The organism is Diaphorobacter sp. LR2014-1, from assembly GCF_002916785.1.
GTDB lineage: Bacteria > Pseudomonadota > Gammaproteobacteria > Burkholderiales > Burkholderiaceae_C > Diaphorobacter > Diaphorobacter nitroreducens.
On record NZ_MTBE01000012.1, the window covers coordinates 12,213 to 37,578 of the forward strand.

The following is a 25,366-nucleotide window of genomic DNA, read 5'->3' on the forward strand; positions in this document are numbered from 1 at the left end:
CGCCGGTGTAAGACAATGTGCCGTTCTGCGAAATTATCGTTAAAAATGGCTACAAGATCCGCCCAGTAAGCGCAAGCAGCTATCAAACATGTAGCATCAGGTGGCCTTGCGCAGCGTGAGGTTGATGCGGCATTCGCCCGTTGCCGGGTGCTGGCCCGGCGCCACCGGCAGCACGCCGTGAAAGCGCAGCCGGTCCACCCCGCCCCATACCACCGCGTCGCCATGGCGCAGCGGCACGCGCAAGGCGCGCTCGCCACGTGTGGCGCCACCCCACAAGAAGGTGGCGGGCAGACCCAGCGAGATGGACACGATGGGCGCTGCCAGGTCCTGCTCGTCGCGGTCTTGGTGCAGCGACAGGCGCGTGCCGGGGGCGTAGCGGTTGATCAGGCAGGCGTCGGGCACGAAAGCGGCAAAGCCGGCCTCCTGCGCCGCGGCATGTGCCAGCTGCGCGAAGTCCGCCGGCAGGGCGGGCCAGGGCTTGCCGGTCAGCGGGTCCAGCGCAGCGTAGCGGTAACCGCGCCGGTCGCTCACCCACGACAACGGCCCACAGCCTGTGGTGGCTACCGACATCGCCTTGCCTCCAGGGGTCTGCATGTGGCGCCACGGCGCTTGGCGCACCACCTGTCGCACTTCTTCCAGCAACTGGGGTGCCTGTGCCAGCGCGAAGCCGCGCAGCAGCACGGCCTGCATGCCCAGCGCCAGCGTGGATGGCTCCGCGGGGTCGTCGGCAAACAGGTCGTCGCAGGGCGCAGATGGCATGCCCGTAGTGTGAGCCAAAAAGGACTCCAGCGCTTAACCATCCAGCGCAACGTGCTACTGATAGAGGAGCAATCGGTTGGTCGGCGCTCATCCCCGCCAGGGATTTCCCTTGTGTATTTCCGAGACTGTGCGCGCTGCCGGCGCTTGCCTATAGTCGCACCAGGAGACAACGCGACAACCCCATGAACATTGCCCACCTGTTGCAGCGCAGCGCGCTGGTGCATGGCGAGCGGCCCGCGCTGCTGGCCGGCACATGCCTGCTGCACGACTACCGTACCCTTGCCGCGCGCGTGGCCGCGCTGGCCGCACACCTGCGCGCGCATTGCGGCGTGCAGCCGGGCGAATGCGTGGCCATCTTCTCGGCCAATGGTCCACAATACCTGGAGGCGCTGCACGCCATCCACTGGTGCGGCGCCATCTCGGTGCCCGTCAACTACAAGCTGCATGCGCGCGAGCTGGCCTACGTGCTTGCCGACAGCGGCGCGCGCGTGGTGTGCGTGTCTGCGGCGCTGCACGATGCAGCGCTGGCTGCGGGCGCCGACGCCGCGGCGGTGCAGGTGTTGGGGGCATCCGCCTGGGAGCAGGCGGCGCAGGGTGCGCCGCTGGCGCTGCAGGAGCGCGCACCCGACGACGTGGCCTCGCTGTTCTATACCTCGGGCACCACCGGGCGGCCCAAGGGCGTGATGCAGACGCACCGCAACCTGCTGGCCATGACCATGGCCTACTTCACCGACGTGGACGATGTGCAGCCCGGCGACGCCATGGTCTATGCCGCGCCCATGTCGCATGGCGCGGGCTTGTACAACTACGCCCACATGCTGCGCGGCGCGCGCCACGTGGTGCCCGCGTCCGGCGGGTTCGACCCGGCCGAGCTGGTGCAATTGGCCGCGGACGTGGGCCGCCTGTCGCTGTTTGCCGCGCCAACCATGGTGCACCGGCTGGTGGAGCACGTGCGCCGCACGGGCGCCAATGTGGACGGCTTCAAGACCATCGTTTACGGCGGCGGTCCCATGTATGTGGACGACCTGCGCCGCGCCATCGACACCATGGGCCAGAAGTTCGTGCAGATCTATGGCCAGGGCGAAAGCCCCATGACCATCACCGCGCTGGCGCGCGAGCACCTGGCCGACACGGCGCACCCGCGCTGGGCCGAGCGCATCGCCTCGGTCGGCGTGGCGCATGCGTGCGTACAGGTGCGGGTGGTGGATGACGAGGACCGACCCGTGCCCACGGGCGAACTGGGCGAAGTGGTGGTGCGCGGCGACACCGTGATGGCCGGCTACTGGCGCAATCCCGAGGCGACGGCGCAGACGCTGCGCGGCGGCTGGTTGCACACGGGCGATGTCGGCAGCCTGGACGCGCACGGGTTTCTGACCCTGCGCGACCGCAGCAAGGACGTGATCATCTCGGGCGGCTCCAACATCTACCCGCGCGAGGTGGAGGAGGTGCTGCTGCTGCACCCGCGCGTGAGCGAGGTGGCCGTGGTGGGCCAGCACGACGCCGACTGGGGCGAGGTGGTGGTGGCCTTCCTGGTGGCGGGCGAGGGCGGCGCCGTGGACGATGCCGCGCTGCATGCGGAACTTGACGCGGAACTTGACGCGGAACTCGACGCTTTGTGCCTGGACCACATTGCGCGCTTCAAGCGACCCAAGGCCTACCGCTGGGTGCCGGCCCTGCCCAAGAACAGCTACGGCAAGGTGCTCAAGACCGAGCTGCGCGCATGGCTGCAGGCCGAAGGGGCGGGGAGCGGGGCGTAACAAACCCGGGAGCGGCGCGGACATTGCGCCGCCCCTACCATGGGCGCTTTGCCCCGGCTGGAGCCCTTGCCATGAACCAACCCGTCTCCCTCAAGATCGACTTCGTCTCCGACGTGTCCTGCCCCTGGTGCGCCATCGGCCTGCACGCGCTGGAGCAGGCCGCGAAGCGGCTGGACGGCGAGGTGGCGCTGGATCTGCACTTTCAGCCCTTCGAGCTGAACCCGCAGATGGGCCCCGAGGGCCAGGACATCGGCGAACACCTGCAGCAAAAGTACGGCGCCACGCCGGAGCAATCACAGCAAAACCGCGAGGCCATCGCCGCGCGCGGCGCGCAGCTGGGCTTTACCTTCAACATGGACCGGCGCGGCCGCATCTACAACACTTTCGATGCGCACCGCCTGCTGCACTGGCTGGAGGAAGAGGGCACGCCGGAGCAGCAGGGCGCGCTCAAACATGCGCTGTTCACCGCGTATTTCACGCAGGGCGAGAACCCTGGCGACCACGGCGTGCTGCTGCGGCTGGTGGCGCAGCTGGGGCTGGACGAGGCGCGCGCCCGCGCCGTGCTGGCGTCCCAGGAATATGCCGAGGCGGTGCGCGAGCGCGAGGCCTTCTACCAGGGCCACGGCATCCATTCGGTGCCGGCGGTGATCATCAACGACCGCCATTTGATCCAGGGCGGCCAGCCGGTCGAGGTGTTCGAGCAGGCGCTGCGGCAGATCGCACAGCAGGCTTGATGCTCTTTTATTGATAGCTGGTAGCGCTTGCCCATCAAGCGCTGCAGCCTGTTTTGGCTTGAAACCTGTCAGCGCAGCGGGATCGGCGTGCCCCGGTCCACGGGCACGGCCGTCACGCTGTTTTGCGGCGAGCCGTCGATGAGCTTCTCGGAGTAGGTCAGGTACACCAGCGTGTTGCGCTTGGCGTCCACCATGCGCACCACGCGCAGGCGCTTGAACAGGATGGACATGCGTTCGCTGAACACTTCCTGCTGCGCCTTGAGCGGCTGCACGAAGGTGATGGGCCCGACCTGGCGGCAGGCGATGGAGGCCTCGGCGCGGTCCTCGGCCAGGCCCAGCGTGCCTTTGATGCCGCCGGTGCGCGCACGCGACACATAGCAGGTCACGCCCTGCACGGCGGGGTCGTCATAGGCCTCCACGATGATGTCGTGGTCGCGGCCGATCCACTGGAAGGCGGTGTCCACGGTGCCGATCTTCTCGGCCTGGGCCGCGGCCGGCCCGGCAGCCAAGCCCAGGGCGCATGCCAGCAGGGCCAGGCTTGCCATGCCCGCGCGCAGGCCGCCGCGCGCATTCATGGCGCAACCGCCGAGGCTTCGCTGCAGCGCTGCGCCAGGTGGGCCAGGGCTTCCTCCACCTGGTCCACCAGCACCAGGCACAGGTCGCCCGGTTGCAGGCGCTCCAGCGCATGGTCGATGGCGAGGAACTCGCCGTGGATCTCGGTCACGTAGCGCGTGCGCGGCGCGCCCTGCAGGCCCTGGCGCAGCAGCGCCAGCACCTCGCCGTCGGCACGGCCGCGCTGGCAGGCGTCCTGGTACAGCACCACGTCGTCAAAGGACTGGCCCAGGATCTGGGTCTGCTCGACGATGTCCTGGTCGCGCCGGTCGCCCGCACCGCTGATCACCACGCTGCGTTGCTGGGCCGGCATGGCCTGCACGGCCTGCACCAGCGCGCGCATGGCGTCGGGGTTGTGGCCATAGTCGGCGATCACGGTGGCGCCGCGGTAGTCCATCACGTTGAAGCGGCCGGGCGCGTTGTCGCTGTCGTTCATGAAGCCGGCCAGGCCGCGGCGGATGGTCTGCCAGGGCAGGCCCACGCCCCAGGCCGCGCCGATCGCGGCCATGACGTTCTCGACCTGGAAGCCGATGGTGCCGCCGCGCGTGATCGGGATCTCGCGCAAGGAGATGGTCTCGCGCCACGAGCCCTCGGCCGCCACGATGGAGTCCCCATCCACGTAGACCACTCGGTTGCCTTGGGCGCGGTGCGTGGCCATGACGGGGTGGTGGCGGTCGGCGGCGAAGAAGATCACCTTGCCCGGGCATACGCTGGCCATGGCGGCCACGTGCGGGTCGGCGGCGTTGAGCACGCCGTAGCCATCGGCGGCCACGTTCTGCACGATCACGCGCTTGAGCACGGCCACGTCTTCCACGGTGGTGATGAAGTTCAGCCCCAGGTGGTCGCCCGCGCCGACGTTGGTGACCACGGCCACCTGGCAGCGGTCAAAGCCCAGGCCTTCACGCAGGATGCCGCCGCGCGCGCATTCGAGCACGGCCGCGTCCACCTCGGGGTGGAACAGCACGTTGCGCGCGCTCTTGGGGCCCGAGCAGTCGCCGCTGTCGATCTGGCGGCCGTTCACGTACACGCCGTCGGTGTTGGTCATGCCCACGCGCAGGCCGTGCGCTGCGAACAGCTGGCCGATCAGGCGCGTGGTGGTGGTCTTGCCATTGGTCCCAGTGACGGCCACCAGCGGGATGCGCCCGTCCTGGCCGGGCGCGAACAGCTCGTCCACCATCGGCACGCCCACGTTGCGCGGCTTGCCGAACGACGGGGCCAGGTGCATGCGCAGGCCCGGCGCGGCATTCACCTCGACGATGCCGCCGTTTTGCTCTTCCAGGGGTTTGAGCATGGTTTCGCAGACCACGTCCACGCCGCAGATGTGCAGGCCGATGGTCTGCGCGGCCTCGATGGCGCGCGCGGCGATCTCGGGGTGCACGTCGTCGGTCACGTCGGTGGCACTGCCGCCGGTGGACAGGTTGGCGTTGTTGCGCAGCACCACGCGCTGGCCCTGCACGGGCACGGAGTCGGGCGTGAGGCCTTCGGAGGCGATGCGCGCGATGGCAATGTCGTCCAGGCGCACCTTGGTCAGCGCCGTGCCGTGGCCCGAGCCGCGGCGCGGGTCCTGGTTGACGATGTCCACCAGCTCGCGAATGGTGTGCTGGCCGTCGCCCAGCACCTGGGGCGGCTCGCGGCGCGCGGCGGCCACGAGCTGGTGGCCCACCACCAGCAGGCGGAAGTCGTGGCCGGGCAGGAAGCGTTCGACCATGATCTCGTCGCCGAATTCGCGGGCGGTCTTGTAGGCGGCCTCCAGCCCTTCGCGGGTGGTGATGTTGACCACCACGCCCTTGCCCTGGTTGCCGTCCTGGGGCTTCACGACCACGGGCAGGCCCACTTCCTGGGCCACCACCCAGGCGTCCTCCACGTCGACCACCGGGCGCCCCAGCGGCACGGGCACGCCGGCGGCGTGCAGCAGGCGCTTGGTCAGGTCCTTGTCCTGGGCGATGGATTCGGCCACGGCGCTGGTGGTGTCCAGCTCGGCGGCCTGGATGCGGCGCGCCTTGGAGCCCCAGCCCAGCTGTACCAGCGAGCCGCTGGTCAGGCGCCTGAACGGGATGCCGCGCGCCACGGCGGCGTCGACGATGGAGCCGGTGGACGGGCCGATGCGCTCGTCCTCGTCCAGCTCGCGCAGCTCGGCGACCACGGCGTCGGCGTCGAAGGGGGTATCGGCCAGCGCGGACTGCAGCAGGGCGCCGGCGTGCTCCATGGCCAGTCGACCCACGGCCTCCTCGGTGTACTCCACCACCACCTGGTAGGTGCCTTCTTCCAGCGTGGCGTGGGTGCGGCTGAAGGTCACGGGGCACCCGGCCTGGGCCTGCAGCGACAGGGCGGCCACTTCGAGCACGTGGGCCAGCGACAGGCGCTGCTCGGCGCCATGGGGCTGCAGGGCGCCGATCTTGGGAAAGCGCGCGCGCAGGCGGTCTTCAAAACCCGCGATGTCTGCGTAGCCGCACTCTTGTGGCTCGCAGTGCACAACGGCTTCGATGGCGGTGTTGCGGCTCCAGAGGTTGGGGCCGCGCAGGGCGCGGATGCGGGTGATCTGCATGGTGTTTTCTTTCAGCCCGATTTTTCAGTCAAATTGGCCTGTAGCGCTTGTGGGGTGGGCGGTGGCAGCTATGCTTTTGAAAGCATTCGCGGCGTCACGCGGCATAGTCGAAGGTCTTGATGCCCGCGGCGATCAGGTCCGGCCCGATGTCCATGGACCAGGCTGCGGCAATCGCGGCCAGCATCGCGGCCGTGTCGGGGCGGTGGCCGCCGGGCAGGCTCAGCGCGTCCAGCGTGCCCAGCACGCGTTCGCTGGCGCCCGTGGCCAGCACCACCTGCTCGCCGCGCACGAACACGGCGCGGCCTTCGCCCTCGGCACGGTGCGCGGCGACGAAGGGGTTGTCTGGCGACAGGGAATACAGAAGGACCTCGCCATCGCACAGGCGCGCCAGGTCGGCCACCTGCTCGATGTCGGCATTGAGCACGCCTGCGCCCTCGTCCAGCACCACGTCGATCTGGGTGCGCAGCACGCGCGTCATCTGGGCCTGCTCCAGCACGTCATGGTCGGCCAGGGTCTCGAAACCGTCCATGTCGGTCACCACGCCGACCAGGCAGCGGTCGTAGGCCAGGCCTTCCTCCAGGATGGAGCGGGCAGTGGTCTGGATCACGGCGGCCTGCGCCAGTCGGTTGGTCAGCAGGCGGTGCGCGCCGGCCCAGTGGGCGGTGGCGCTCTTTTGTGTGCGGCGGTTGTTGAGGAACATGCCTTCGCTGCTGGCCACGCCCGTGAGCTTGCCCGACAGCTGCAGCAGCCAGCCCACGAAGCGCGCGGTGAACGCGTTGTGGCGCGTGCCCGCGATGCCTACGATGGGGATGCGGCCCGCGCCCGTGCCCCTGCCGGCGCCTTCGTCGGTGACCGGGAACAGGTGTTCCACGATCGCCTGGCCCACGGGGCGGGGCGCGCCGCTGGTGGGCTTGAGGTGCATCAGCAGGCCGGGGCCGGCGTTCACCTCCAGGATGGCGCCGCCCTGTTCCTTCATGGGCTTGGAGACATCCTGCAGGATCATGTCCATGCCGGCGATGTCCAGGCCCACGATTTTCGCGGCCAACTGGGCGTAGTAGGCCACGTCGGGGTGCACGTCGTCGGTGCAGTCGATGGCCATGTTGCCGTTGCGCTGCAGCAAGATGGCCTGGGCCGACGGCACCACGGTGTCGGGCGTCACGCCTTGGCGCTTGAGTTCCAGTTGCACGGCGCCTTTTTCCACGTCGATCCAGTCCAGCGGGTACTCCTGCTCAGGGCCGCGCCGCGGGTCTTCGTTGAGCACGGCCACCAGCTCGCGCAGCGTGGACTGGCCATTGCCGTGCACGCTGACCGTCTCGCCCTTGGTGGCGGCGACCACCTTGCCGCCGACCACCAGCAGGCGGTGCTCCACGCCGTCGATGAACTTCTCGACGATGACATCCGAGCCCTCGGGCTCGGCCAGCGCGAAGGCGGCCTTGATATCGGCCTCGCGCGAGAGCTCCAGCGTCACGCCGCGCGCGTGGTTGCCGTCCGAGGGCTTCACCGTGACGGGGAGGCCGATCTCCTGCGCCACTTCCCAGGCCTCATCGGCGTTGCGGACGATCTGGCCCTCCGGCACGGGCACGCCGCAGGAGGCGAGCAGCCGCTTGGTGAAATCCTTGTCCTGGGCGATGCCCTCGGCGATGGCGCTGGTCTGGTCGCTCTCGGCGGTCCAGATGCGGCGCTGCGCGGCGCCGTAGCCCAGTTGCACCAGGTTGCCGTCGTTCAGGCGGATGTGCGGAATGCGCCGGGCGCTGGCGGCGTCCACGATGCAGCCGGTGCTGGGGCCCAGGTAGCGGTCGTTGATGGCGGTCTTGATGGCGTGGATGGCGGCCTTGAGGTCGAATGCCTCGTCATTGATGGCGGCCATCAGCAGACGGTGGCCATGCTCCAGCGCCACGCGGGCCACGGCCTCTTCGGGGCAGCGGAACACCATGCGGTACACGCCGCGCCGGGAGATCTCGCGCGTCTGGCCGAACTCGGCCGGCATGCCCGAGAGGTTGAGCAGTTCGATGACCACGTGCTCCAGCACGTGCCCCATCCAGGTGCCTTCCTTCAGGCGCAGCAGGAAGCCGCCGCGCTCGCCCACGCCGCAGTGGTGCTCCACCAGATCCGGCAGCCAGGTGGTCAGGCGCTCGTTGAGGCCGGGAATCTTGTTGGAGGGGTAGTCTTCCAGCTCCCCCAGGTCCAGCCAGACTTCGAGGACCGGGCGGTAGGTCCAGACACTGGGACCGCGCAGGTAGGTGGTGCGCAGGAGTTGGATATCGTTGAATTTGGCCATGAAGTGCAGCGTGGAAGATTCGGATACCCGCCCGGTTCAGGCGAGTGTGGCGATGCCCATGGGCTGAGATTGTGCGCCGATACTGGCGCAGCTCAGCACTGGCGGGTGTCAGCCGCGGGCTGATGATGTGCGTTACGAGGGGATACCGCGGCGGCGCAAGGGCCTGGGGCCCGGTGGCCGACAATGCCCCCCGTGGGCCCGGACTGGCCCGCCAACGCCCCGTGCGTGCGGGGGTGGACATACAAAACCAAATGCAACATCACCATTCTGTGGACGCCTCGGGTGTCTTGTCTGGCCCCTGGGGGGCCGAGATGCGGGCAGTGCTCGCTCCTGACGAAAACGTGCAGGCCGCCTTCGAGGTTGACCTGACGCCCGACCTGCGCTTTGCCCCCGGCCTGCTGGTGCTGACCGAGCGGCGCCTGCTGGCGCGCGCTGGTGACGCGCCGGCGCAGGAATGGCCGCTGGCGCCCGGCATGGCGCTGCGGCTGCTGGACCATGGCGGCGTGGGCACGGTGGAGCTGCACGATGCCGACCGGCGCCTGACGCTGTGGCGCTTCACGCTGGGGCGCCATCCCCAGGCGCTGCACCTGCAGCAGCGGCTGGACACCCAGGTGCGGCGCCTGGACAGCTTGCAAGGCGCCATCGCGCCCGAAGCGCAAGACGTGCCGCGCTGCGCCGTGTGCGGCACGCCGCTGCCGCCCGACAGCGACGAGTGCACGGCCTGTGCGCGCCAGCAGGCGCCGCAGACCTCCACCTGGGTGTTGTTGCGCCTGTGGCGTTTCGCCAGGCCTTACAAAAAGCAGCTGGCCGCGGGCTTCGCGCTCACGCTGGCCTCCACCGCCGCCTCGCTGGTGCCGCCGTACATGACCATCCCGCTCATGGACGACATTCTCATTCCCTACCAGAGCGGCCAGCAGATCCCCACCGGCATGGTGCTGCTGTACCTGGGGGGGCTGCTGTTGGCGGCGCTGCTGGCCTGGGCACTGGGGTGGGCGCGCACTTACATCCTGGCCCTGGTGTCCGAGCGTATCGGCGCCGACCTGCGCACCACCACCTACGAACACCTGATGCGCCTGTCGCTCGACTACTTCGGCAGCAAGCGGACCGGCGACCTCATGGCGCGCATCGGCTCCGAAACCGACCGCATCAACGTCTTTCTGTCGCTCAACGCGCTGGATTTCGCCACCGACGTGCTGATGATCGTGATGACGGCGGCGATCCTGTTCTCCATCAACCCGTGGCTGGCGCTGGTCACGCTGGTGCCGCTGCCCTTCATCGCCTGGCTGATCCACACCGTGCGCGACAAGCTGCGCACCGGCTTCGAGAAGATCGACCGCGTGTGGTCCGAAGTGACCAACGTGCTGGCCGACACCATCCCCGGCATCCGCGTGGTGAAGGCCTTCGCCCAGGAAAAGCGCGAGGCGGACCGCTTCCGTGCCGCCAACCAGCACAACCTGGAGGTGAACGACAAGCTCAACAAGACCTGGAGCCTGTTCTCGCCCACCGTCTCGCTGATGACGGAGGTGGGGCTGCTGGTGGTCTGGGGCTTCGGCATCTGGCTGGTGGCGCGCAACCAGATCACCGTGGGCGTGCTGGCGGCCTTCATCGCCTACATCGGGCGCTTCTACATACGGCTGGATTCGATGAGCCGCATCGTTTCCGTCACGCAAAAGGCGGCAGCCGGCGCCAAGCGCATCTTCGACATCCTGGACCATGTGAGCAACGTGCCCGACCCCGTCAACCCGGTGAAGGTGGACCGCGTGCAGGGCGCCATCGAGATGCGCGACGTGGGCTTTCGCTACGGCAGCCGCACGGTCATCAAGAACCTGTCGCTCACCATCCGCCCCGGCGAGATGATCGGCCTGGTGGGCCACAGCGGCTCTGGCAAGAGCACCCTGGTCAACCTCATCAGCCGCTTCTACGACGTGAGCGACGGCGCCATCCTCGTGGACGACGTGGACATCCGCCGCATGGCGGTGGCGGACTTCCGCCGCCACATCGGCCTGGTGCTGCAGGAGCCTTTCCTGTTCTTCGGCACCATCGCCGAGAACATCGCCTACGGCAAGCCCGACGCCACGCGCGAGGAAATCGTCGCCGCCGCGCGCGCCGCGCATGCGCACGAGTTCATCCTGCGCCTGCCGCATGGCTACGACAGCCTGGTGGGCGAGCGCGGCCAGGGCCTGTCGGGCGGCGAGCGCCAGCGCATCTCCATTGCGCGCGCGCTGCTCATCGACCCGCGCATCCTGATCCTGGACGAGGCGACCTCCGCCGTGGACACCGAAACCGAAAAGGAAATCCAGAAGGCGCTGGACAACCTGGTGCAGGGCCGCACGACCATCGCCATCGCCCACCGGCTGTCCACCCTGCGCAAGGCCGACCGCCTGGTGGTCATGGACCGGGGCGAGGTCGTCGAAGTGGGGCCGCACGACGAACTGATGGAGAAGCAGGGTGCCTACTGGCGCCTGTACGAGGCGCAGGCGCGCCGTGCCGAGGAAGACGCCCAGGCCGCGGGCGTGCGCATCGAAGTGCGCGAGCACTCCGCTCACCCCGCGGGCAACACCTGAGCGAGAAAGACACGCGATGACCCTTCACACATCCCCCTCTACCGCTTCGGCACTCGCGGCAGGCTGGGACCTGCACCGTAATCCCCATGGCCGGCTGGTGCTGCGCGCGGCCGACGGCACCGCGCATGTGGGCGTGACGCCCGTGCGCGCCTTTCCCATTGCCGCTCCCGGCGAAGGCCTGTCGCTGGTCGGGCCGGACGGCCATGAACTGGCCTGGGTGCCCCGCCTGGAACAGCTGGCGCCTGCCGTGCGTGCGCTGGTCGAGGAGGAATTGGCCGCGCGTGAGTTTGTGCCCACCATCACGCGCATCCGCTCCGTGTCGAGCTTTTCCACCCCCAGTACCTGGGAGGTGGACACCGACCGCGGAGCCACGCAGTTGGTGCTCAAGGGCGAGGAAGACATCCGCCGGCTGGAGGGGCGCACCAAGCTGCTCATCGCCGCCAGCGACGGGCTGCAGTTCCATGTGCCGGATGTCACGGCGCTGGACCGTGCATCGCGCAAGTTGCTGGAGCGTTTTTTATAGCGCCTGGCGCTTGCCTGGCGCTTGCCTGGGGCGGCCTGTGCCCGTTTGTCCCTGTCATAGCCCACGTCAATCAGACATGGTTGTCGCATGAATTTGTGACAAAAGGCTAATAAGGCCTCAATTTCCCCTTTTGTTTGCCGTAATGAATGTACGACGAGGTGGTAGTTGCGACTGCCGCCGGCCGCATTCACGAGGGGACCCATGCCATGCAACTGCCACCTGTAGACCGATCGCCCGCCCAGTGGCGTACCACGGGCGCGGACTTGTATTCCACGGGCGCCTCGGGGGCCGTGGCGGTGCGGCCCGTGAACGCTGCCAATCCTGTCGAGTCCACGGACCGCTTGGGCGAGGGGGCCAGCCTGCGCGAGCCCACCAAGCCCTCGGCGCCCGACGAAAACAACCGCGACTGGACCCTGGCCGAGGCCAAGAAGGAAGCCCCGAAGGAGCCCGAGGAGCCGCCCAAGGAGCCCATCTACAAGCAACTGCTGGAATTCATCCAGTCGATGTGGCGTGCCAGCGGCAGTGCGGTGGAGCTGGCGCAAGACATCAACAAGAACACCCTCCAGGAGCGACTGGCCCAGCAGGTGCAGGACCGTCAGTCGCTCACGTACTCCGATCCCAAGGTCAAGCGCACGGGTGGCTTGTGAGTGGTGTCACGACGGTTGCTATCAGATAAGTAGCTGTTAGCGCTTATTGGTAAAGCGCTGGAGGCCAATTGGACTGGTATTTTTGGGTCCACCGGCGCTCTCAGCGCGCCGCCGCGCGGGCGCCGTCCCGCTCGGCGCGGTACTTGATGGCGAAGGCGCGCACCTCGTCCAGCGTCACGTAGTTGTCGCGGTTGGTGTCCGCATCATCGAACGCCGCAGCCACCTTGGGCACGATGGCCACTTCAGTACGGCTGAGCTTGCCGTCGCCGTTGAAATCCAGCATCTCGAACTGGCGGATCGCCTTGATCTCGCCCTTGGTCAGGGGCGCACTGGCGCTGTGCCGGGGCGCGGTGGCATGGGCCACGCCCTGCGCCTGAGCGGCCAGCGGAGCCGCCAGCGCGCAGGCCATGAGCCACGCGCAGGCTGTCGGGGCCGTCAGCAGGCGTGTAAAGGGGCGGAAGGAGCGTGAAGGCAACATTCAGGAGTAGAGCCGGCGCGCCGCCACTGGTTCAACGCCGCGGGGGGCGGGCTGTATCACCCTGTAGCGCGGCCGCTGTGTTGGCGATGCCGCTGCTGACATGCCCCGCCGGAACATGGCGTGCGGCGGACGCCACGTGGCCCGTCTGGTCATCGAAGAAGAAGTCGGGCTCGAACTCGCGCAGGAAGGGGCCTTTTTCCAGCCCGCCGAGGAACATGGCCTCGTCCACGGTGATGCCCCAGTCGAGCAGCGTGCGGATTGCGCGCTCGTGCGCCGGCGCGCTGCGCGCGGTGACCAGCGCGGTGCGGATGCGCATCTGCGAGGCGTCCGCCTGCTGCTGCAGCCGGTGCAGCGCGGCCAGCAGCGGCTTGAACGGCCCTTCGGCCAGCGGCGTGGCGGCATGGGACACCTCGTGCTGCAGGAAGGCCGGCAGGCCGCCCTGCTGGTACACGCGCTCGGCCTCGTCGGAGAACAGCACCGCGTCGCCGTCGAAGGCGATGCGCACTTCGCGCGGATAGCGGTCGCCCGCGGGCGTGGAGTCGATCATCACCCGCGCGGCGGGAAAGCCGATGGACAGCGCCTCGCGCACATCCGTCTCGTTGGCTGAAAGGAAGAGGTGCGCGCCCAACGGCCGCAGGTAGGAGAACGGGTTGCGCCCGCGCGTGAACACGCCGCGCTCGATGCGCATGCCCGCCGCCTTGGCCGAGGCGAACACGCGCATGCCGCTGGCAGGGTCGTTGCGCGACAGCATGACCACCTCGACGCGCGCGGCATCGGGCGTGTTGAACGCCAGCAGCTTTCTCACCAGCGGAAAGGCGATGCCAGGGCGCGCGGGCTCGTGTACCAGCTCCAACTGGCGGCGCATGTAGGCTTGCTCGTCGCCGGCCTCGAACAGGCGGTTCTCTTCCTCGAAATCGAACAGTGCGCGCGAGGAGATCGCGACGACGAGCTTGTCCTGCAGAGTGGCGCTCATTTGACGAACTGGTTGAGCTGGATGATCGGCATGAGCACCGCCAGCACGATCAACATCACGATGCCGCCCATGGCCACGATGAGCAGCGGCTCCAGCACCGTGGCCAGTTGCATGGCGCGGCGCTGCACCTCGGTGCCCAATTGCGTGGCGGCGCGCTGCAGCATGGTGGGCAACTGGCCCGTCTGTTCGCCCAGCCGCGCGAACATGGCCACCAGGCCGGGGAACCGCTTTTTCTGCGCCAGTGCCGAGGCCAGCGGCGCGCCCTCGCGCACCAGCACCAGCGCGTCGAGTGCGTCCGCGCGCAGGGCGCGGTTGTTCAGCGTCTCGGCCGCGGCCTGCAGCGCCTTGAGAATGGGCACGCCCGCGCCTGCCAGCATGGCCAATGTGCCGGCGAAACGCGCCGCGTTGTAGCCGCGCGCCAGCTTGCCGACGAGCGGCAGGCGCAACCAGGCGGCGTCGAACTTCTCGCGCAGCCGCGGCTGGGCCAGCGCGGCGCGGGCGCCGAACGCCAGCAGGACCAGCCCGCCCAGCAACGCCCAGCCGTAGTTGCGCACCACGTCGCTCAAGGCCAGCATGGCCACCGTGAGGAAGGGCAGGGCGCGCTTGGTGCCCGCGAATACGCTGGCCACCTGCGGTACCACGTAGCCCACCAGGAACAGCACGATGACGATCGCGATCACGGTGACGATGGCCGGGTACAGCGCGGCGCCGATGAGCTTGGCGCGCAAGGCCTGGCGCTGCTCCAGATCGTCCGCCAGGCTGTCCAGCACTTCGGCCAGGCCGCCGCTGGACTCGCCCGCGCCGATCACGGCGCAGTAGATGTCGGAGAACTCGCGCGGGTGCTGCGCCAGCGCGCGTGCGAAGGTGGAGCCGGCGTTGACCTCGGCGCGCAGCGCGGCCAGCAGGTGGCGCTGGCGCTCGTCGTCCGCCTCTTCGGCGAGCGCGGTCAGCGCACGCTCCAGCGGCAGGCCCGAGCCCACCAGCCCGGCGAGCTGGCGCGTCCACACGCCCAGCCCCGTGGCGTTGAACACCGGCCGCGTGAACAGCCGCTGCGCCAGCGTGGGGGGTGTTCCGGGAGCGGCGCCAGCGGCCAGCGCCTCCACATCCAGGGGCACCAGGGCCTGGGCGCGCAGCAGGCTGCGGGCGGCCTTGGGGCTGTCGGCCTCCAGGGTGCCGCGGCGCACATGGCCTTGGGCGTCCAGGGCTTCGAAGGAATAGGCGGGCATGCGGAGAAGTCAGCGGCGGTGGGCGAGCAGGGGCAAACTGGGCGGGCCGCAGTCGACCCGTTCAGCCCGCCATGGTAGCCGCTGCGGGTGACAGTGCCGCGTGCGCCTGGGCGGTGATCTCCAGCGAGCGCAGGCGCAGCGCCGGGTCGTACACGTCGCTCACCAGCATGAATTCGTCGGCCTGCGTGGCGGCCAGCAGCGCCTGCAGGCCCTCGCGCACGGTCTGCGGGCCACCGACCACGCCGACCGCGAGGAAGTCGGCCACGGCGGCGCGCTCCTGCGGCGCGAGGCTCTGCAGATAACCTTCTACGGGCGGCTGCAGCAGTCCGCGCTGGCCGGTGAGGATGCCCAGCACGCGCTGGTAGGTGCTGCTGGCCAGGTACTGCGCCTCGTCATCGGTGGGTGCGGCGATCACGGGCACGCCGATCACCACGTAGGGCTTGGCGCATGTCGGCGAGGGGCGGAACAGCCGGCGGTAGATGTCGATGGCCGCGTGCAGCATGCGCGGCGCAAAGTGCGAGGCGAAGGCGTAGGGCAGGCCCATCTGCGCCGCCAGTTGCGCCGAGAACAGGCTGGAGCCCAGCAGCCAGAGGGGCACCTGCGTGCCGGCGCCCGGCACGGCGGTGATGCGCTGGCCCGGCTGCGCGGGCGCCAAGAGCTGCTGCAGCTCGGCCACGTCGCGGGGGAAGTCGGCCTCGGTCTCCACGCGGTCGCGGCGCAGGGCACGCATGGTGGCGCCGTCGGTGCCGGGTGCGCGGCCCAACCCCAGGTCGATGCGGCCGGGGTAGAGCTCGGCCAGCGTGCCGAAGGCCTCGGCCACCACCAGCGGCGCGTGGTTGGGCAGCATGATGCCGCCCGAGCCCACGCGGATGGACCGCGTGGCCCCGGCCACGTGGCCGACCAGCACGGCCGTGGCAGAGCTGGCGATGCCCGGCATGTTGTGGTGCTCGGCCAGCCAGTAGCGCTTGAAGCCCAGCGCCTCCACATGCTGCGCCGTCTGCACGGCGATCTGCAGTGCCTGGGCCACGGTGCCGCCCTCGCGCACGGGCACGAGATCAAGCATGGAAAGTAAAGGCAGGGAATGTGTGGTCATGGCACCGATTGTGGGCTGCGGGTGAAATCCGTGCTGCGCCGCGGGTATGGTGGGCAGAGGTTCCCGCATGGTGCATAGCGTTTTGCTATTGATATACTGAATTTGTTTTAAATCAACACACGAAACATATTGTCACTTTTGGCGTCCTGTGCGACGCTGCCAGGAAGTGATGCACGGGGCGTGCGGGGGGTGTCTATGGGGTTCTTCAGCCGTTTGTTTCAGCCGCGTGCCGATGGCCTGGCCGCGCCTGAGGACTGGACTTCGCTGCCTGCGAGCGAGGCCAGCGCGCTGGTGCTGTACGACGAAGAGGCTTCGCGGCTCCTGGCGGCGTTCGACATCGAGGCTGCCATCGTCATGCACGAGCGCTGGCTGCCCTGGCTGGCCCAAGCGCTGGCGGGCGCGCGCGACGAACAGCTGCGCCCCGAAACGGTGGTGGACGACACCTGTTCCGAGCTGGGCCGCTGGCTGCACGGCAGCGGGCGCGTGGCGCTGGGGCACTTTCCTGCTTTCGACATGCTGATGCGCCGCCACCAGTATTTTCACCACCAGGCGGCCGTGCTGTTGACGCATCTGGCGCAGGGCGATCAATTGCGGGCCGAGCAGGCGTTCAAGAGCTGCCAGCATGCGTCGCGCCAGGTGGTGCTGCTGCTCAAGGAGCTGCAGCGCGGGCTGGACCACGGGAAGCGTCCCCCCCAGCCGATGGCCACAGGTGAACGCTGAAATTCGCTATTGATATAAGAGCTACTAGCGCTTGTCTGTAATGGTTTTCAATGCAATTTGTATTGAAAACCCAGTCTTGGCAAGCGCGCCGCGCTCCTGTTTTTGAAAGGCGCCGCTGCGGCCTGTCCGCTCAGTCGCGCGTCACACGCAGCACTTCTTCGCGGCTGGTGATGCCGGCGTGGATCAGCCGCTCGCCATCGTCGCGCATCAGCGTCATGCCGCCGGCCAGGGCCTGGGTGCGCACCTCGGCCTCCGGGGCCTGGTTGTGGATCTGCGCGCGGATGGCGTCGTCCACCACCAGCAGTTCGAACACGCCGGTGCGCCCCGCGTAGCCGGTATGGCCGCAGTGCTCGCAGCCTGCACCGTGGCACTCGCCGCAATATTTGCGCACCAGGCGCTGCGCCAGCACCCCCAGCAGCGACGAGGACAGCAGGAACGGCTCCACTCCCATGTCGGTCAGGCGCGTGATGGCGCTGGCCGCGTCGTTGGTGTGGAGCGTGGCCAGCACCAAGTGGCCGGTGAGCGAGGCCTGGATGGCGATCTGCGCGGTCTCGAAGTCGCGGATCTCGCCGATCATGATCACGTCGGGGTCCTGGCGCAGGATGGCGCGCAGGGCCTTGGCAAACGTCAGGTCGATCTTGGCGTTGACCTGCGTCTGGCCCACCCCGGGCAGCTCGTACTCGATGGGGTCTTCCACCGTCATGATGTTGCTGCGCGCGGCGTCCAGCCGCGCCAGCGCCGCGTACAGCGTGGTGGTCTTGCCCGAGCCCGTGGGGCCGGTCACGAGGATGATGCCGTGCGGCTGCTGGATCAGGTGCGCCAGCCGCGCCAGCACCTCGCCCTGCATGCCCACGGCCTCCAGGTTCAGCTTGCTCTCGCTCTTGTCCAAGAGGCGCAGCACGGCGCGCTCGCCATGGGCGTTGGGCAGCGTGGACACGCGCACGTCGACGGCGCGGGTGCCCAGGCGCAGGCTGATGCGTCCGTCCTGCGGCAGGCGCTTTTCGGAGATGTCCAGGTCCGCCATGATCTTCAGGCGGCTGATCAGCGCGGCGTGCAGCGCGCGGTTGGGCTGCACCACCTCGCGCAGCGTGCCGTCCACGCGAAAGCGCACGCTGGAGTGGCGCTCGTAGGGCTCGATGTGGATGTCACTCGCGCCGTCGCGCACGGCCTGCGTGAGCAGGGCGTTGAGCATGCGGATGATGGGCGCGTCGCCCGCGGACTCCAGCAGGTCTTCCACGGCGGGCAGCTCCTGCATCATGCGCGAGAGGTCGGCGCCTTCTTCCACCTCGCTCACCACCGTGGCCGCGCTGGATTCGCTTTGCGAATACGCCGCGCTGATGCGCTGCGCCAGCGTGGGGGCGTCCAGCGGCATGAACTGGTGTACGGCATGCTTGCGCAGCACTTCGGACAGCGCGCCGGCGTCCGGCTGCGGGCCGTGCCACAGCACGAGCTGCTGGCCGTCGTCTTCCAGCAGCAGCTGGCTGCTGCGCGCAAATGCGTAGGGCAGGGGGTGGCGCATGCGGCGGGCCCCTTACTGCGGGCTGTAGGGCGACTGGCCCATGCTGGGCGGCGTGGTGGTGCGCGCGGGCGGCTGGGGTGCGAGCGGCGCCAGCGGCGCAGGTGCGGCCGCGGGCTGCACGGGCGCGGCGGGAGAGGCGGGGGCGGGCAGGGGCGGCAGCACCGGCGCCTCGGACACACCGCTCATCATCGTGCTGGGCGCGGGCTGCGTGCTTTGCTGCAGCGCGCGGATGGCCTCGTAGCGGTCCACCATCAGTGCGTCGCTGGTGGCGCTGTCGCGGATCACCATGGGGCGCAGGAAGACCATCAGGTTGGTCTTCTGGCGCGTGCGCTTTTCATTGCGGAACAGTCCGCCCACCACGGGCAGGTCGCCCATCACGGGCACCTTGTCCTGGCCCAGCGCATAGCTGTCTTCCAGCAGGCCGCCGATCACGATCACGCTGCCGTCGTCCACCAGCACCGTGGACTCGATGGAGCGCTTGCTCGTGGAGGGGCCGTTGGCATTGGACAGCGTGCTCTCCGCAACCTTGGAGACCTCCTGGTACATCGTGAGCTTGACGGTGCCGTTCTCGTTGATCTGTGGGCGCACGCGCAGCATCAGGCCCACGTCCTTGCGCTCCACGGTGGTGAACGGGTTGACCGCGCCGCCGCTGCCGCCGGTGTTGGCGTAGGAACCGGTCACGAACGGCACGTTGTTGCCGATGATGATCTGCGCCTCCTCGTTGTCCAGCGTGAGCAGGTTCGGGGTGGACAGCACGTTGGCGTCGCCCGTGTTCTCCAGGAAGTTGGCCAGCGCCCCCAGGTAGTACTTGCCGTTGATGCGCGGCGCGACGGCCAGGTTCATGCCGGCGGCCGGCTTGGCATTGGCGATGGAGGTCACGTTGCCGGTGGCCGCCGCCAGCGCCAGATCCAGGATGTTGCGTCCGGCCACGCTGGAGTTGTTGCCCAGCACGCCCAGCGTGCTGCCGTAATTGCCCAGCACGCCTTGCCACTGGATGCCGAACTCGGCCACCTTGTTGGCGCTCACCTCCACGATCAGGCTCTCGATGAGTACCTGCGCGCGGCGACCATCCAGCTTGTCGATCACGGCGCGGATCTGGCGGTACAGCGGCTCCGGCGCGCTGATGATGAGCGAGTTGGTTGTCGGGTCGGCCTGGATGATGCCGCCGGTGGACGGCTGGTTGGCATCGCTGCTGCCACTGCTGCCCTGGCCCGTTCCCAGGCCCGAACTGCCCAGGCCCCCGGCATTGCCGCTGGCATTGGTGCTGTTGCCCAGGCCGCTGGTCTGGCCCAGGCCCGATGCGCCGGTCCGCGTGAGGCCACCCGACAGGTTGCCGGTTCCCGTGCCGCCGCCGCTGCTGGTGCCGCTGCCCCCCGCGCTGCCCAGCGCTGCGCGCAGGGTGGTGGCCAGCTTCACGGCGTCGGCGTTCTTCAGGTACACCACGTGGATGTTGCCGCTGGCAGCGGAGCTGCCCGGCGCGGCTGGTTGGTCCAGCTTGGCCACCAGTGAGCGCACCAGCGCCACGCGCGCCGGGTTGGCCGCGCGCACGATCAGCGCATTGCTGCGCGGCTCGGCCAGCAGCGTGGTCTTGAACGAATTGTCGGTCTGCCCCTGGGCCACGCCCTGCGCAGTGCCTGTGGCAGTGGCGCTGCCGCCCTCGATCAGGCGCGACACCAGCGGCGCCAGGTCGGTGGCGATGGCGTGCTGCAGCGGGATCACCTCCACGTCGCTGGCGTTGGAGACGTCCATGGCCGCCACGATGCGCGCCAGGCGCTGCAGGTTGTCGGCGTAGTCGGTGATCACCAGCGAGTTGTTGCCGGGGTTCACGTTGATGGTGTTGTTGGGGCTGATCAGCGGGCGCAGCACCGGCACCAGGTTGGCCGCGTTCTCGAAGTTGAGCTTGAAGATCTGCGTGACGATCTGCCCGCCCGCGGGCGTGCCGCCCGCGCCGCCCGCGCCGCCCTGGGACACGCTCACGTTGCCGGTCTGCAGCTTGGCATCGGCCTCGGGCACGACCTTGTACAGGCCCGCCGACTCGACCACCGTGAAGCCCTGCAGCCGCAGCGCGGCCAGGAACTGCTGGAAGGCCGCGTTGGGCTGCACCGCGTTCTCGGTCACCAGCGTGATCTGGCCCTTCACGCGCGGGTCCACCACCACGTTCTTGCCGGTGATGGTGGCCATGGTGCGCGCCACGGCCTCGATGTCGGCGTTGGCAAAGTTCAGCGTCACCGGCTCGCTGGGCAGCACACTGCCGGCGCGCTGTCCGGAGGTTTGTGCATGAATGTGGCTGCTAACGCCCGTCAATAAAGCGCTGGCAGCTATCAAATGAAGAGTGAACCGCAGGGAATGGCGGGGCAAGCTGGTCATAGGGTCAACCCACGGTGATGATGGAGCGCGCGCCACTGCGCCGCCCGATGATATTCAGAAGATTCGCCAGGGCCGCCTCCCGCCCGGGCGCGGCGCTGGCCTCGCCCGTGAAGCGCAGGCGTTTGCCCACCCACTGGCCGCTGCCCGACAGCAGCAGCGCGCCCTCCAGGGTGGACAGCTGCAGCGTGGGCGCGCCGCCGCCCTGCACCTGCAGCCGGTAGCTGCCCATGGGCCGCAGCGTGGACAGGCGCGAGGACAGGCCCAGCGCATCCAGCTGCACCTGGCCCTGCATCTGCAGGCGCCCTGCGGCCCATTGCAGCGCGAACGCCTGGGTGCGCAGCTGCAGGCGGCCCTGCGGCTGCACGGTGTTCCACGGGGTGCCCAGGCCCGCGAGCGCCGCAGCCGGCCACTGGCTCTGGCCATCGGCCACCTGGGCGCGCACGGCACCCAGGCCCAGCGCCACCTGCACCTGCAGCGGCGCGGTGGCGGGAATGCAGCAGTCGGCCGTCAGGCGGGCGCTGAGCCCGTTCCACGCGGGGCGCAGCTGCCACTGCAGCCGGCCGGGCAGGGCGGCCTGGTCCTGGCTGTCGGCGCCACCGGTCAGTACCAGGCGGGCCGAGCCGTTCCAGACGGTGCCGCGTGCCTGCTGCAGCTGCAGTTGCCCGCCGCTGGCCTGCTGCACGCCTGTGGCCAGCCAGCGCGCCGGTGCCCACAGCACCAGCGCGGGCAGCGCGCCCAGGCACACGCCGGCCACGGCCCAGCGCCAGGGCGCGCGCGGCAGTGTCAGCGAAGGGGTCGGGCGCGGCAGTGTCAGCGAAGGGGTCGGGCGCGGGGAGCGTGGCACGGGCAGGGGGCGTGGACTATTGCGGGGGCAGCGCCAGCACCAGCGTGCCGTCCCAGCGGACGGCGGCCGCGGCAGCGTTGGCGGGCGCGGCGCTTTGCACCAGGCGGGCTTCCAGCGGCACGGCGCGCGCGGTGCTGCGCGCCTGGTCCAGCCACTGGGCAAGGGCCTCGGCGGGGGCGCCCTTGAGGGTGACGGTGGCGCGGTCGCCCGCGACGTTCATCTGCGCGGCTGCGCCCAATTGCTGCGCCAGCGTGGTCTGCAGCGTGCGCAGGGCCTCGCCGCCGGGTGGGCGGGGCGCGTCCTTGAGCTGCAGCGCTTCGGCCTGCAAGGCCTGCATGCGCTGCAGTTGCGCATCCACGGCTGCATGGCGTGCGCCCGAGCCGCGCAGCTGCTGCAGTGCGGGCGCCAGCAACACCCACCACAGCAGGGCCAGCCCCACCACGGCCGCGGCGGCCAGCACCAGGGACTGTTCGCGCGGCGCCATGCGGCCCCAGTGGGCGCGCAGCGCGGCCAGCGCAGGGGGAACCGGCGCGGGCGAGGTCGAAGCGGTGCGGGCGTTCATGGGCGGTCCTCGGCGCGCACCAGCAGGGCGCCATCGCGCGGCTGCGCGCTCAGGCTTTCCGCGGCCAGGCGCTGGTTCATGGCGGTGAGTTCCTCGGGTGCCAGCTCCAGGCCGCGCAGGCGCAGCTCGCCATTGGCATATTCGATCTGCGTGGGCACGCGCGGCGGGGGCAGCGCGGCACCTGCGGCGGCCATGAGCGGCTCCAGGTCGCGCCGCGACACGCTGCCGGCGGCCTGGCGCAGCTGCGCCAGTTCGCGCTCCATCTGCACCGGTGCATCCACGACGACCTTGACGTGCGGGAAGGTCTGGGTCAGCGCGTTGCGCACGCCGGCCTGTTTGGCCGCCAGCGCCTGGCGGTCCTGCCACGCCCAGAGATTGAGCCCCACGACCTGCACCACCACGGCCACGGCCAGTGCCCAGCGCGCGGCCCGCCATTGGGGTGCGCGCGCAAAGGCGCTGGCGCCGCTGCCCAGCTTGCGCAGCGCGCGCGTGTGGCCGGTGCTGGCCAGGTCGAACTGCGCCAAGTCCCAGTCGCCACGCGCGGCCACCAGCGCGCGCTGGCTGGCGGTGTGCAGCTGCACCGGGCGGTTCAGCAGCCGCTCGGCCAGGGCGGCCACGGCGGGTTCGGCGCGCACGGCGGGCGGCGCATCATCGGCGGGGCGCGCCGCCAGCGCGGCGGCCGCGGCCAGCGGCAGCACGGCCACGGCCTGTTGCGGCCCGTGGCCGGTCAGCACCAGCTGGGCGTCCTCGGGAGTGCCGAGCACGTCGCATTCCTCTTGCCCGCTGGCGGTGGGGCCGGGAGCGAACTCGGGCACCACGCGGTCCACCGGCCGCCCCGCGGCTTCCAGCGCCTGCAGGGCGCCGCGCAGCCAGGCGCGGTCGCACACGGCCACCCAGGCAGGGCTGCCCGGCTGGGCGCCGGGCTGCAGCGCGAAGTGCAGTTGCGCGGGGTCGTCGAGCAGGTGTTCTTCGAGCAGTCCTTCCAGGACCGCGCGCAGCCGGCCGGCCTGGGCCGTCGCGCCCTGCGGCAGCGTCACCTGCTGCCATGACAGCGCGCGCGCAGGCACCACGGCCACGATCTCGCCGGCGCGGCCCGGGTCGGGCAGCAAGGCGGCGGTGGTGCTGGCGTGGCGGGTGGCGGTGTGGCCGTCGGCCGTGAGCGTGTAGCTGTATTCGGCGGCGGGCCCCGGCGTTCCCAGGGGCAGGGTTAGGACAAGGGTGCTCATGAATGGGTTAACAGACCATTTTAGGGGCGTGATGTGACGCTTCGTGCCAAGGCGGCCGGTCACCGCGCGCCAGCGGCCGCAGTGCCGGGAGCCGTCGTGCGCACGAGGCCGCCACGTTCGCGCCACAGCGTGCGCACGTCCCCGCGCTGTTTGTAGACCAGCGAGCGCTCTTCGACCACGGCCATGTCCAGGCGCAGTCGCCCGCGCACTTCGAAGTAGCTGGACGACACCGTATGCACCGTGGCCGAGATGCGGCTGGAGTTGCCCAGCAGCTTGGCGGCGTCGGCCTCGCTGCGGAAGTGGCTGGAGTCGCGCGCCTGCACCAGGCGCTGCGCCTCGGCCATGTCCAGCCCGTCGGCGCTGGCCCACAGCACCACGGCGCTGGCGGTGTTGAGGTTGACCTTGGTGCGCACGGGCAGCAGCGTGACGTAGGGCGCGAGCGCATCCACGCTGCGCTGCGGCAGGCCCCACCACCCCAGTTGCGCCACGCTTTGCGGCAGCAGCGGCGCGGCGCTCGCGGTGTCACTGTCCTTGGCCTCGGCGCGCAGCATCTGCCGCGCCAGCATGTCCAGCTGTGCCCGCGGCAGTCCGAGGTATTCGAAGAGCCGCTGGAATTGCCGCAGCGCCGTGGCGTCCACCTGCCCATCGTTGGCCAGGTTGCGCAGGTTCAGCAGGGCCTGCAGGTCGGTGATCTGGCCCGACAGGAAGGCGTTGGTGGTGTCGGTACTCGCGTCTTCCACCTGGGCCACATTGCGGTCGGCCGCGAGGAACGTGGACAGGCGCGCTTCTTCCAGCGGCACCGACCAGGGTTCGGAGAGGTTGTCGGTGCCGTCGCCGCTGCGGGCAATGGAGTCTTCGCGCAGGATCAGGCGGGACCAGTCCAGCGCACCGATCAGGATCCACGCCGACTGGATACGTGCGCGCTCGGCGGTTTCGACTTCGATGGCGCGCCACTGCTGCCACATGGCCGCGGCCGCGAACGTGGCGACCAGCGTCACGGTGAGCATGGCGGCCAGCAGTGCGGCGCCGGCTTGATGAGAAACACCCCGAGGGGCTTTGCGTCCACCCGCCGCTCCCGTTACGCGGGCGGGGCGGCGCCACCAGTGCGTCGGGGCCCTGGCACGGCGGGCCTCGCCCGGTGCGCGCCAGTCGCGTGTGTCGGAGGCGGCGGGCAGGGCGGCGGATAGCGGGCAGGAATCGGTCACGACTTGCCTCCACCCAGCAGCGGATTGGCCCAGTCCCGCGTGACCACGCCCGAGAGTGCGCCACCCGGCGGCAGCGTGAGCTGCAGGCGCACCCCGTCGGGGATGCTGGCGGCGGCGCTGCTCAGCCCGCCGACCGTGCGCGGTGCGCTGGCGCTGGTATCGGTGGACAGCGCATTGGCCCAGGCGCCGCTGCGGTAGTAGTACAGCTGCCAATTGGCCAGCGGCATCAGCACGGTTTCCTGTCGGCGCTCGGCCTCGCCGGGTGTGCGCGCCCACTGGGCTGCGCGCTGCCAGGCGGCATTCCATTCCGCGCGGGTGCGCACCGGGGGGGACTGCCAGCGCAGCCAGCGGGCGGTGCCGTCCACGCTGCGCCGCGTCCAGGCGACGACCAGCGCACCCTCGTCGGGCTGGCGCGTGCCGCGCCGCGTGAGGCGCAGCACCTGGCCGTCCCAGGCGATGGGTTCGGTATGGTCGATGGCCTGCAGGGCATCCAGGTCGGCCGCCCACTGGGCCAGCACGGTCTGCAGCACCAGCAGCTCGTCGGTGCGCTCGCGCGTGAGCTGCTGCGAGCGCGCCATGCCATCCAGCCCGCGCCAGCTGGCGATGGCGAGCAGCGCCATTACCGCGATGGCCACGAGCAGCTCCACCAGCGTGAAGCCGCGCAGCCTACGGTGGCGCACCTTAGCCGTGTGCTGTCTGTCGCATAGGGCGCATGCTACGCAACGGGCGCTACC

The 25,366-nt window shown here is 69.8% G+C and carries 21 protein-coding genes; 6 read left to right on the forward strand and 15 right to left on the reverse strand.

The genetic code is table 11. The annotated features are described in order from the left end of the window. Positions 1-96 precede the first annotated feature (96 nt). On the reverse strand, positions 97-759 hold the full coding sequence (gene alkB / locus BV908_RS10685) for a DNA oxidative demethylase AlkB (RefSeq protein ID WP_103738111.1): 663 nt from the start codon (positions 757-759) through the stop codon (positions 97-99). Between the two features lie 182 nt (positions 760-941). On the opposite strand from alkB, the gene BV908_RS10690 reads away from it, so the two are divergent. Both BV908_RS10690 and BV908_RS10695 read left to right on the forward strand, forming a co-directional pair. Next, on the forward strand, positions 942-2,516 hold the full coding sequence (locus BV908_RS10690; protein WP_103738112.1) for an AMP-binding protein: 1,575 nt from the start codon (positions 942-944) through the stop codon (positions 2,514-2,516). 71 nt (positions 2,517-2,587) lie between these two features. Continuing rightward, a complete protein-coding gene (locus BV908_RS10695; RefSeq protein ID WP_103738113.1) occupies positions 2,588-3,250 on the forward strand; it encodes a DsbA family oxidoreductase in 663 nt (220 codons plus the stop codon). A 68-nt stretch (positions 3,251-3,318) separates the two neighbouring features. On the opposite strand, the gene BV908_RS10700 is transcribed toward BV908_RS10695, so the two are convergent. The 3 genes from BV908_RS10700 to cphA (BV908_RS10710) all read right to left on the reverse strand — a co-directional run bounded on the left by BV908_RS10700 (position 3,319) and on the right by cphA (BV908_RS10710) (position 8,685). After that, complete coding sequence (locus BV908_RS10700) at positions 3,319-3,825, reverse strand: CreA family protein (RefSeq protein WP_011804107.1); 507 nt, start codon at positions 3,823-3,825, stop codon at positions 3,319-3,321. Continuing rightward, positions 3,822-6,407, reverse strand: coding sequence for a cyanophycin synthetase (cphA, locus tag BV908_RS10705; protein WP_103738114.1), 2,586 nt, complete (start codon positions 6,405-6,407; stop codon positions 3,822-3,824). The genes BV908_RS10700 and cphA (BV908_RS10705) overlap by 4 nt, the downstream gene beginning before the upstream one ends. 94 nt (positions 6,408-6,501) lie before the next feature. Continuing rightward, positions 6,502-8,685 carry a cyanophycin synthetase gene (gene cphA, locus BV908_RS10710; protein ID WP_103738115.1) on the reverse strand — a complete coding sequence of 728 codons (2,184 nt, stop codon included), beginning with the start codon at positions 8,683-8,685 and terminating at the stop codon, positions 6,502-6,504. A 251-nt stretch (positions 8,686-8,936) separates the two neighbouring features. On the opposite strand from cphA (BV908_RS10710), the gene BV908_RS10715 reads away from it, so the two are divergent. The 3 genes from BV908_RS10715 to BV908_RS10725 all read left to right on the forward strand — a co-directional run bounded on the left by BV908_RS10715 (position 8,937) and on the right by BV908_RS10725 (position 12,419). Next, positions 8,937-11,249, forward strand: a complete 2,313-nt coding sequence (locus tag BV908_RS10715; protein WP_103738116.1) for an ABC transporter ATP-binding protein — start codon at positions 8,937-8,939, stop codon at positions 11,247-11,249. 16 nt (positions 11,250-11,265) lie between these two features. After that, the gene (locus BV908_RS10720; RefSeq protein ID WP_012655648.1) at positions 11,266-11,772 is read left to right on the forward strand and encodes a DUF1854 domain-containing protein; all 507 of its coding nucleotides are present in this window, start codon (positions 11,266-11,268) and stop codon (positions 11,770-11,772) included. A gap of 206 nt (positions 11,773-11,978) precedes the next feature. Further along, positions 11,979-12,419, forward strand: a complete 441-nt coding sequence (locus BV908_RS10725; RefSeq protein WP_012655649.1) for a hypothetical protein — start codon at positions 11,979-11,981, stop codon at positions 12,417-12,419. Positions 12,420-12,519: 100 nt separating this feature from the next. Here the strand turns inward: BV908_RS10725 and BV908_RS10730 are convergent, their stop codons facing one another. From BV908_RS10730 to BV908_RS10745, 4 genes are all read right to left on the reverse strand, one after another. Beyond that, a complete protein-coding gene (locus tag BV908_RS10730) occupies positions 12,520-12,897 on the reverse strand; it encodes an EF-hand domain-containing protein (RefSeq protein WP_047349118.1) in 378 nt (125 codons plus the stop codon). A 31-nt stretch (positions 12,898-12,928) separates the two neighbouring features. Continuing rightward, positions 12,929-13,870 (reverse strand): 5'-nucleotidase, encoded by a 942-nt coding sequence (locus BV908_RS10735; RefSeq protein WP_011804114.1) that lies wholly within the window; start codon positions 13,868-13,870, stop codon positions 12,929-12,931. Next, positions 13,867-15,096, reverse strand: coding sequence for a type II secretion system inner membrane protein GspF (gspF, locus tag BV908_RS10740; protein ID WP_103738117.1), 1,230 nt, complete (start codon positions 15,094-15,096; stop codon positions 13,867-13,869). The genes BV908_RS10735 and gspF overlap by 4 nt, the downstream gene beginning before the upstream one ends. Before the next feature lie 61 nt (positions 15,097-15,157). Beyond that, positions 15,158-16,189, reverse strand: a complete 1,032-nt coding sequence (locus BV908_RS10745; RefSeq protein WP_103738118.1) for an LLM class flavin-dependent oxidoreductase — start codon at positions 16,187-16,189, stop codon at positions 15,158-15,160. A gap of 195 nt (positions 16,190-16,384) precedes the next feature. Here BV908_RS10745 and BV908_RS10750 point away from each other — a divergent pair, with 195 nt between their 5' ends. Further along, a complete protein-coding gene (locus BV908_RS10750) occupies positions 16,385-16,909 on the forward strand; it encodes a CZB domain-containing protein (protein WP_103738119.1) in 525 nt (174 codons plus the stop codon). 130 nt (positions 16,910-17,039) lie between these two features. Here the strand turns inward: BV908_RS10750 and BV908_RS10755 are convergent, their stop codons facing one another. From BV908_RS10755 to BV908_RS10785, 7 genes are all read right to left on the reverse strand, one after another. Next, entirely contained in the window at positions 17,040-18,428 is a 1,389-nt protein-coding gene (locus tag BV908_RS10755; RefSeq protein ID WP_011804118.1) for an ATPase, T2SS/T4P/T4SS family, read from the reverse strand. A gap of 12 nt (positions 18,429-18,440) precedes the next feature. Next, the gene (gene gspD / locus BV908_RS10760; protein WP_103738120.1) at positions 18,441-20,795 is read right to left on the reverse strand and encodes a type II secretion system secretin GspD; all 2,355 of its coding nucleotides are present in this window, start codon (positions 20,793-20,795) and stop codon (positions 18,441-18,443) included. A 4-nt stretch (positions 20,796-20,799) separates the two neighbouring features. Then, positions 20,800-21,609 carry a type II secretion system protein N gene (gspN, locus tag BV908_RS10765; RefSeq protein WP_103738152.1) on the reverse strand — a complete coding sequence of 270 codons (810 nt, stop codon included), beginning with the start codon at positions 21,607-21,609 and terminating at the stop codon, positions 20,800-20,802. Positions 21,610-21,655: 46 nt separating this feature from the next. After that, positions 21,656-22,201 carry a type II secretion system protein GspM gene (gspM, locus tag BV908_RS10770; RefSeq protein WP_103738121.1) on the reverse strand — a complete coding sequence of 182 codons (546 nt, stop codon included), beginning with the start codon at positions 22,199-22,201 and terminating at the stop codon, positions 21,656-21,658. Then, entirely contained in the window at positions 22,198-23,427 is a 1,230-nt protein-coding gene (gspL, locus tag BV908_RS10775) for a type II secretion system protein GspL (RefSeq protein ID WP_047349125.1), read from the reverse strand. The genes gspM and gspL overlap by 4 nt, the downstream gene beginning before the upstream one ends. A gap of 59 nt (positions 23,428-23,486) precedes the next feature. Further along, positions 23,487-24,434 (reverse strand): type II secretion system minor pseudopilin GspK, encoded by a 948-nt coding sequence (gene gspK / locus BV908_RS10780; protein ID WP_103738122.1) that lies wholly within the window; start codon positions 24,432-24,434, stop codon positions 23,487-23,489. Positions 24,435-24,628: 194 nt separating this feature from the next. Further along, a complete protein-coding gene (locus BV908_RS10785) occupies positions 24,629-25,312 on the reverse strand; it encodes a prepilin-type N-terminal cleavage/methylation domain-containing protein (protein ID WP_103738123.1) in 684 nt (227 codons plus the stop codon). Positions 25,313-25,366 lie beyond the last annotated feature (54 nt).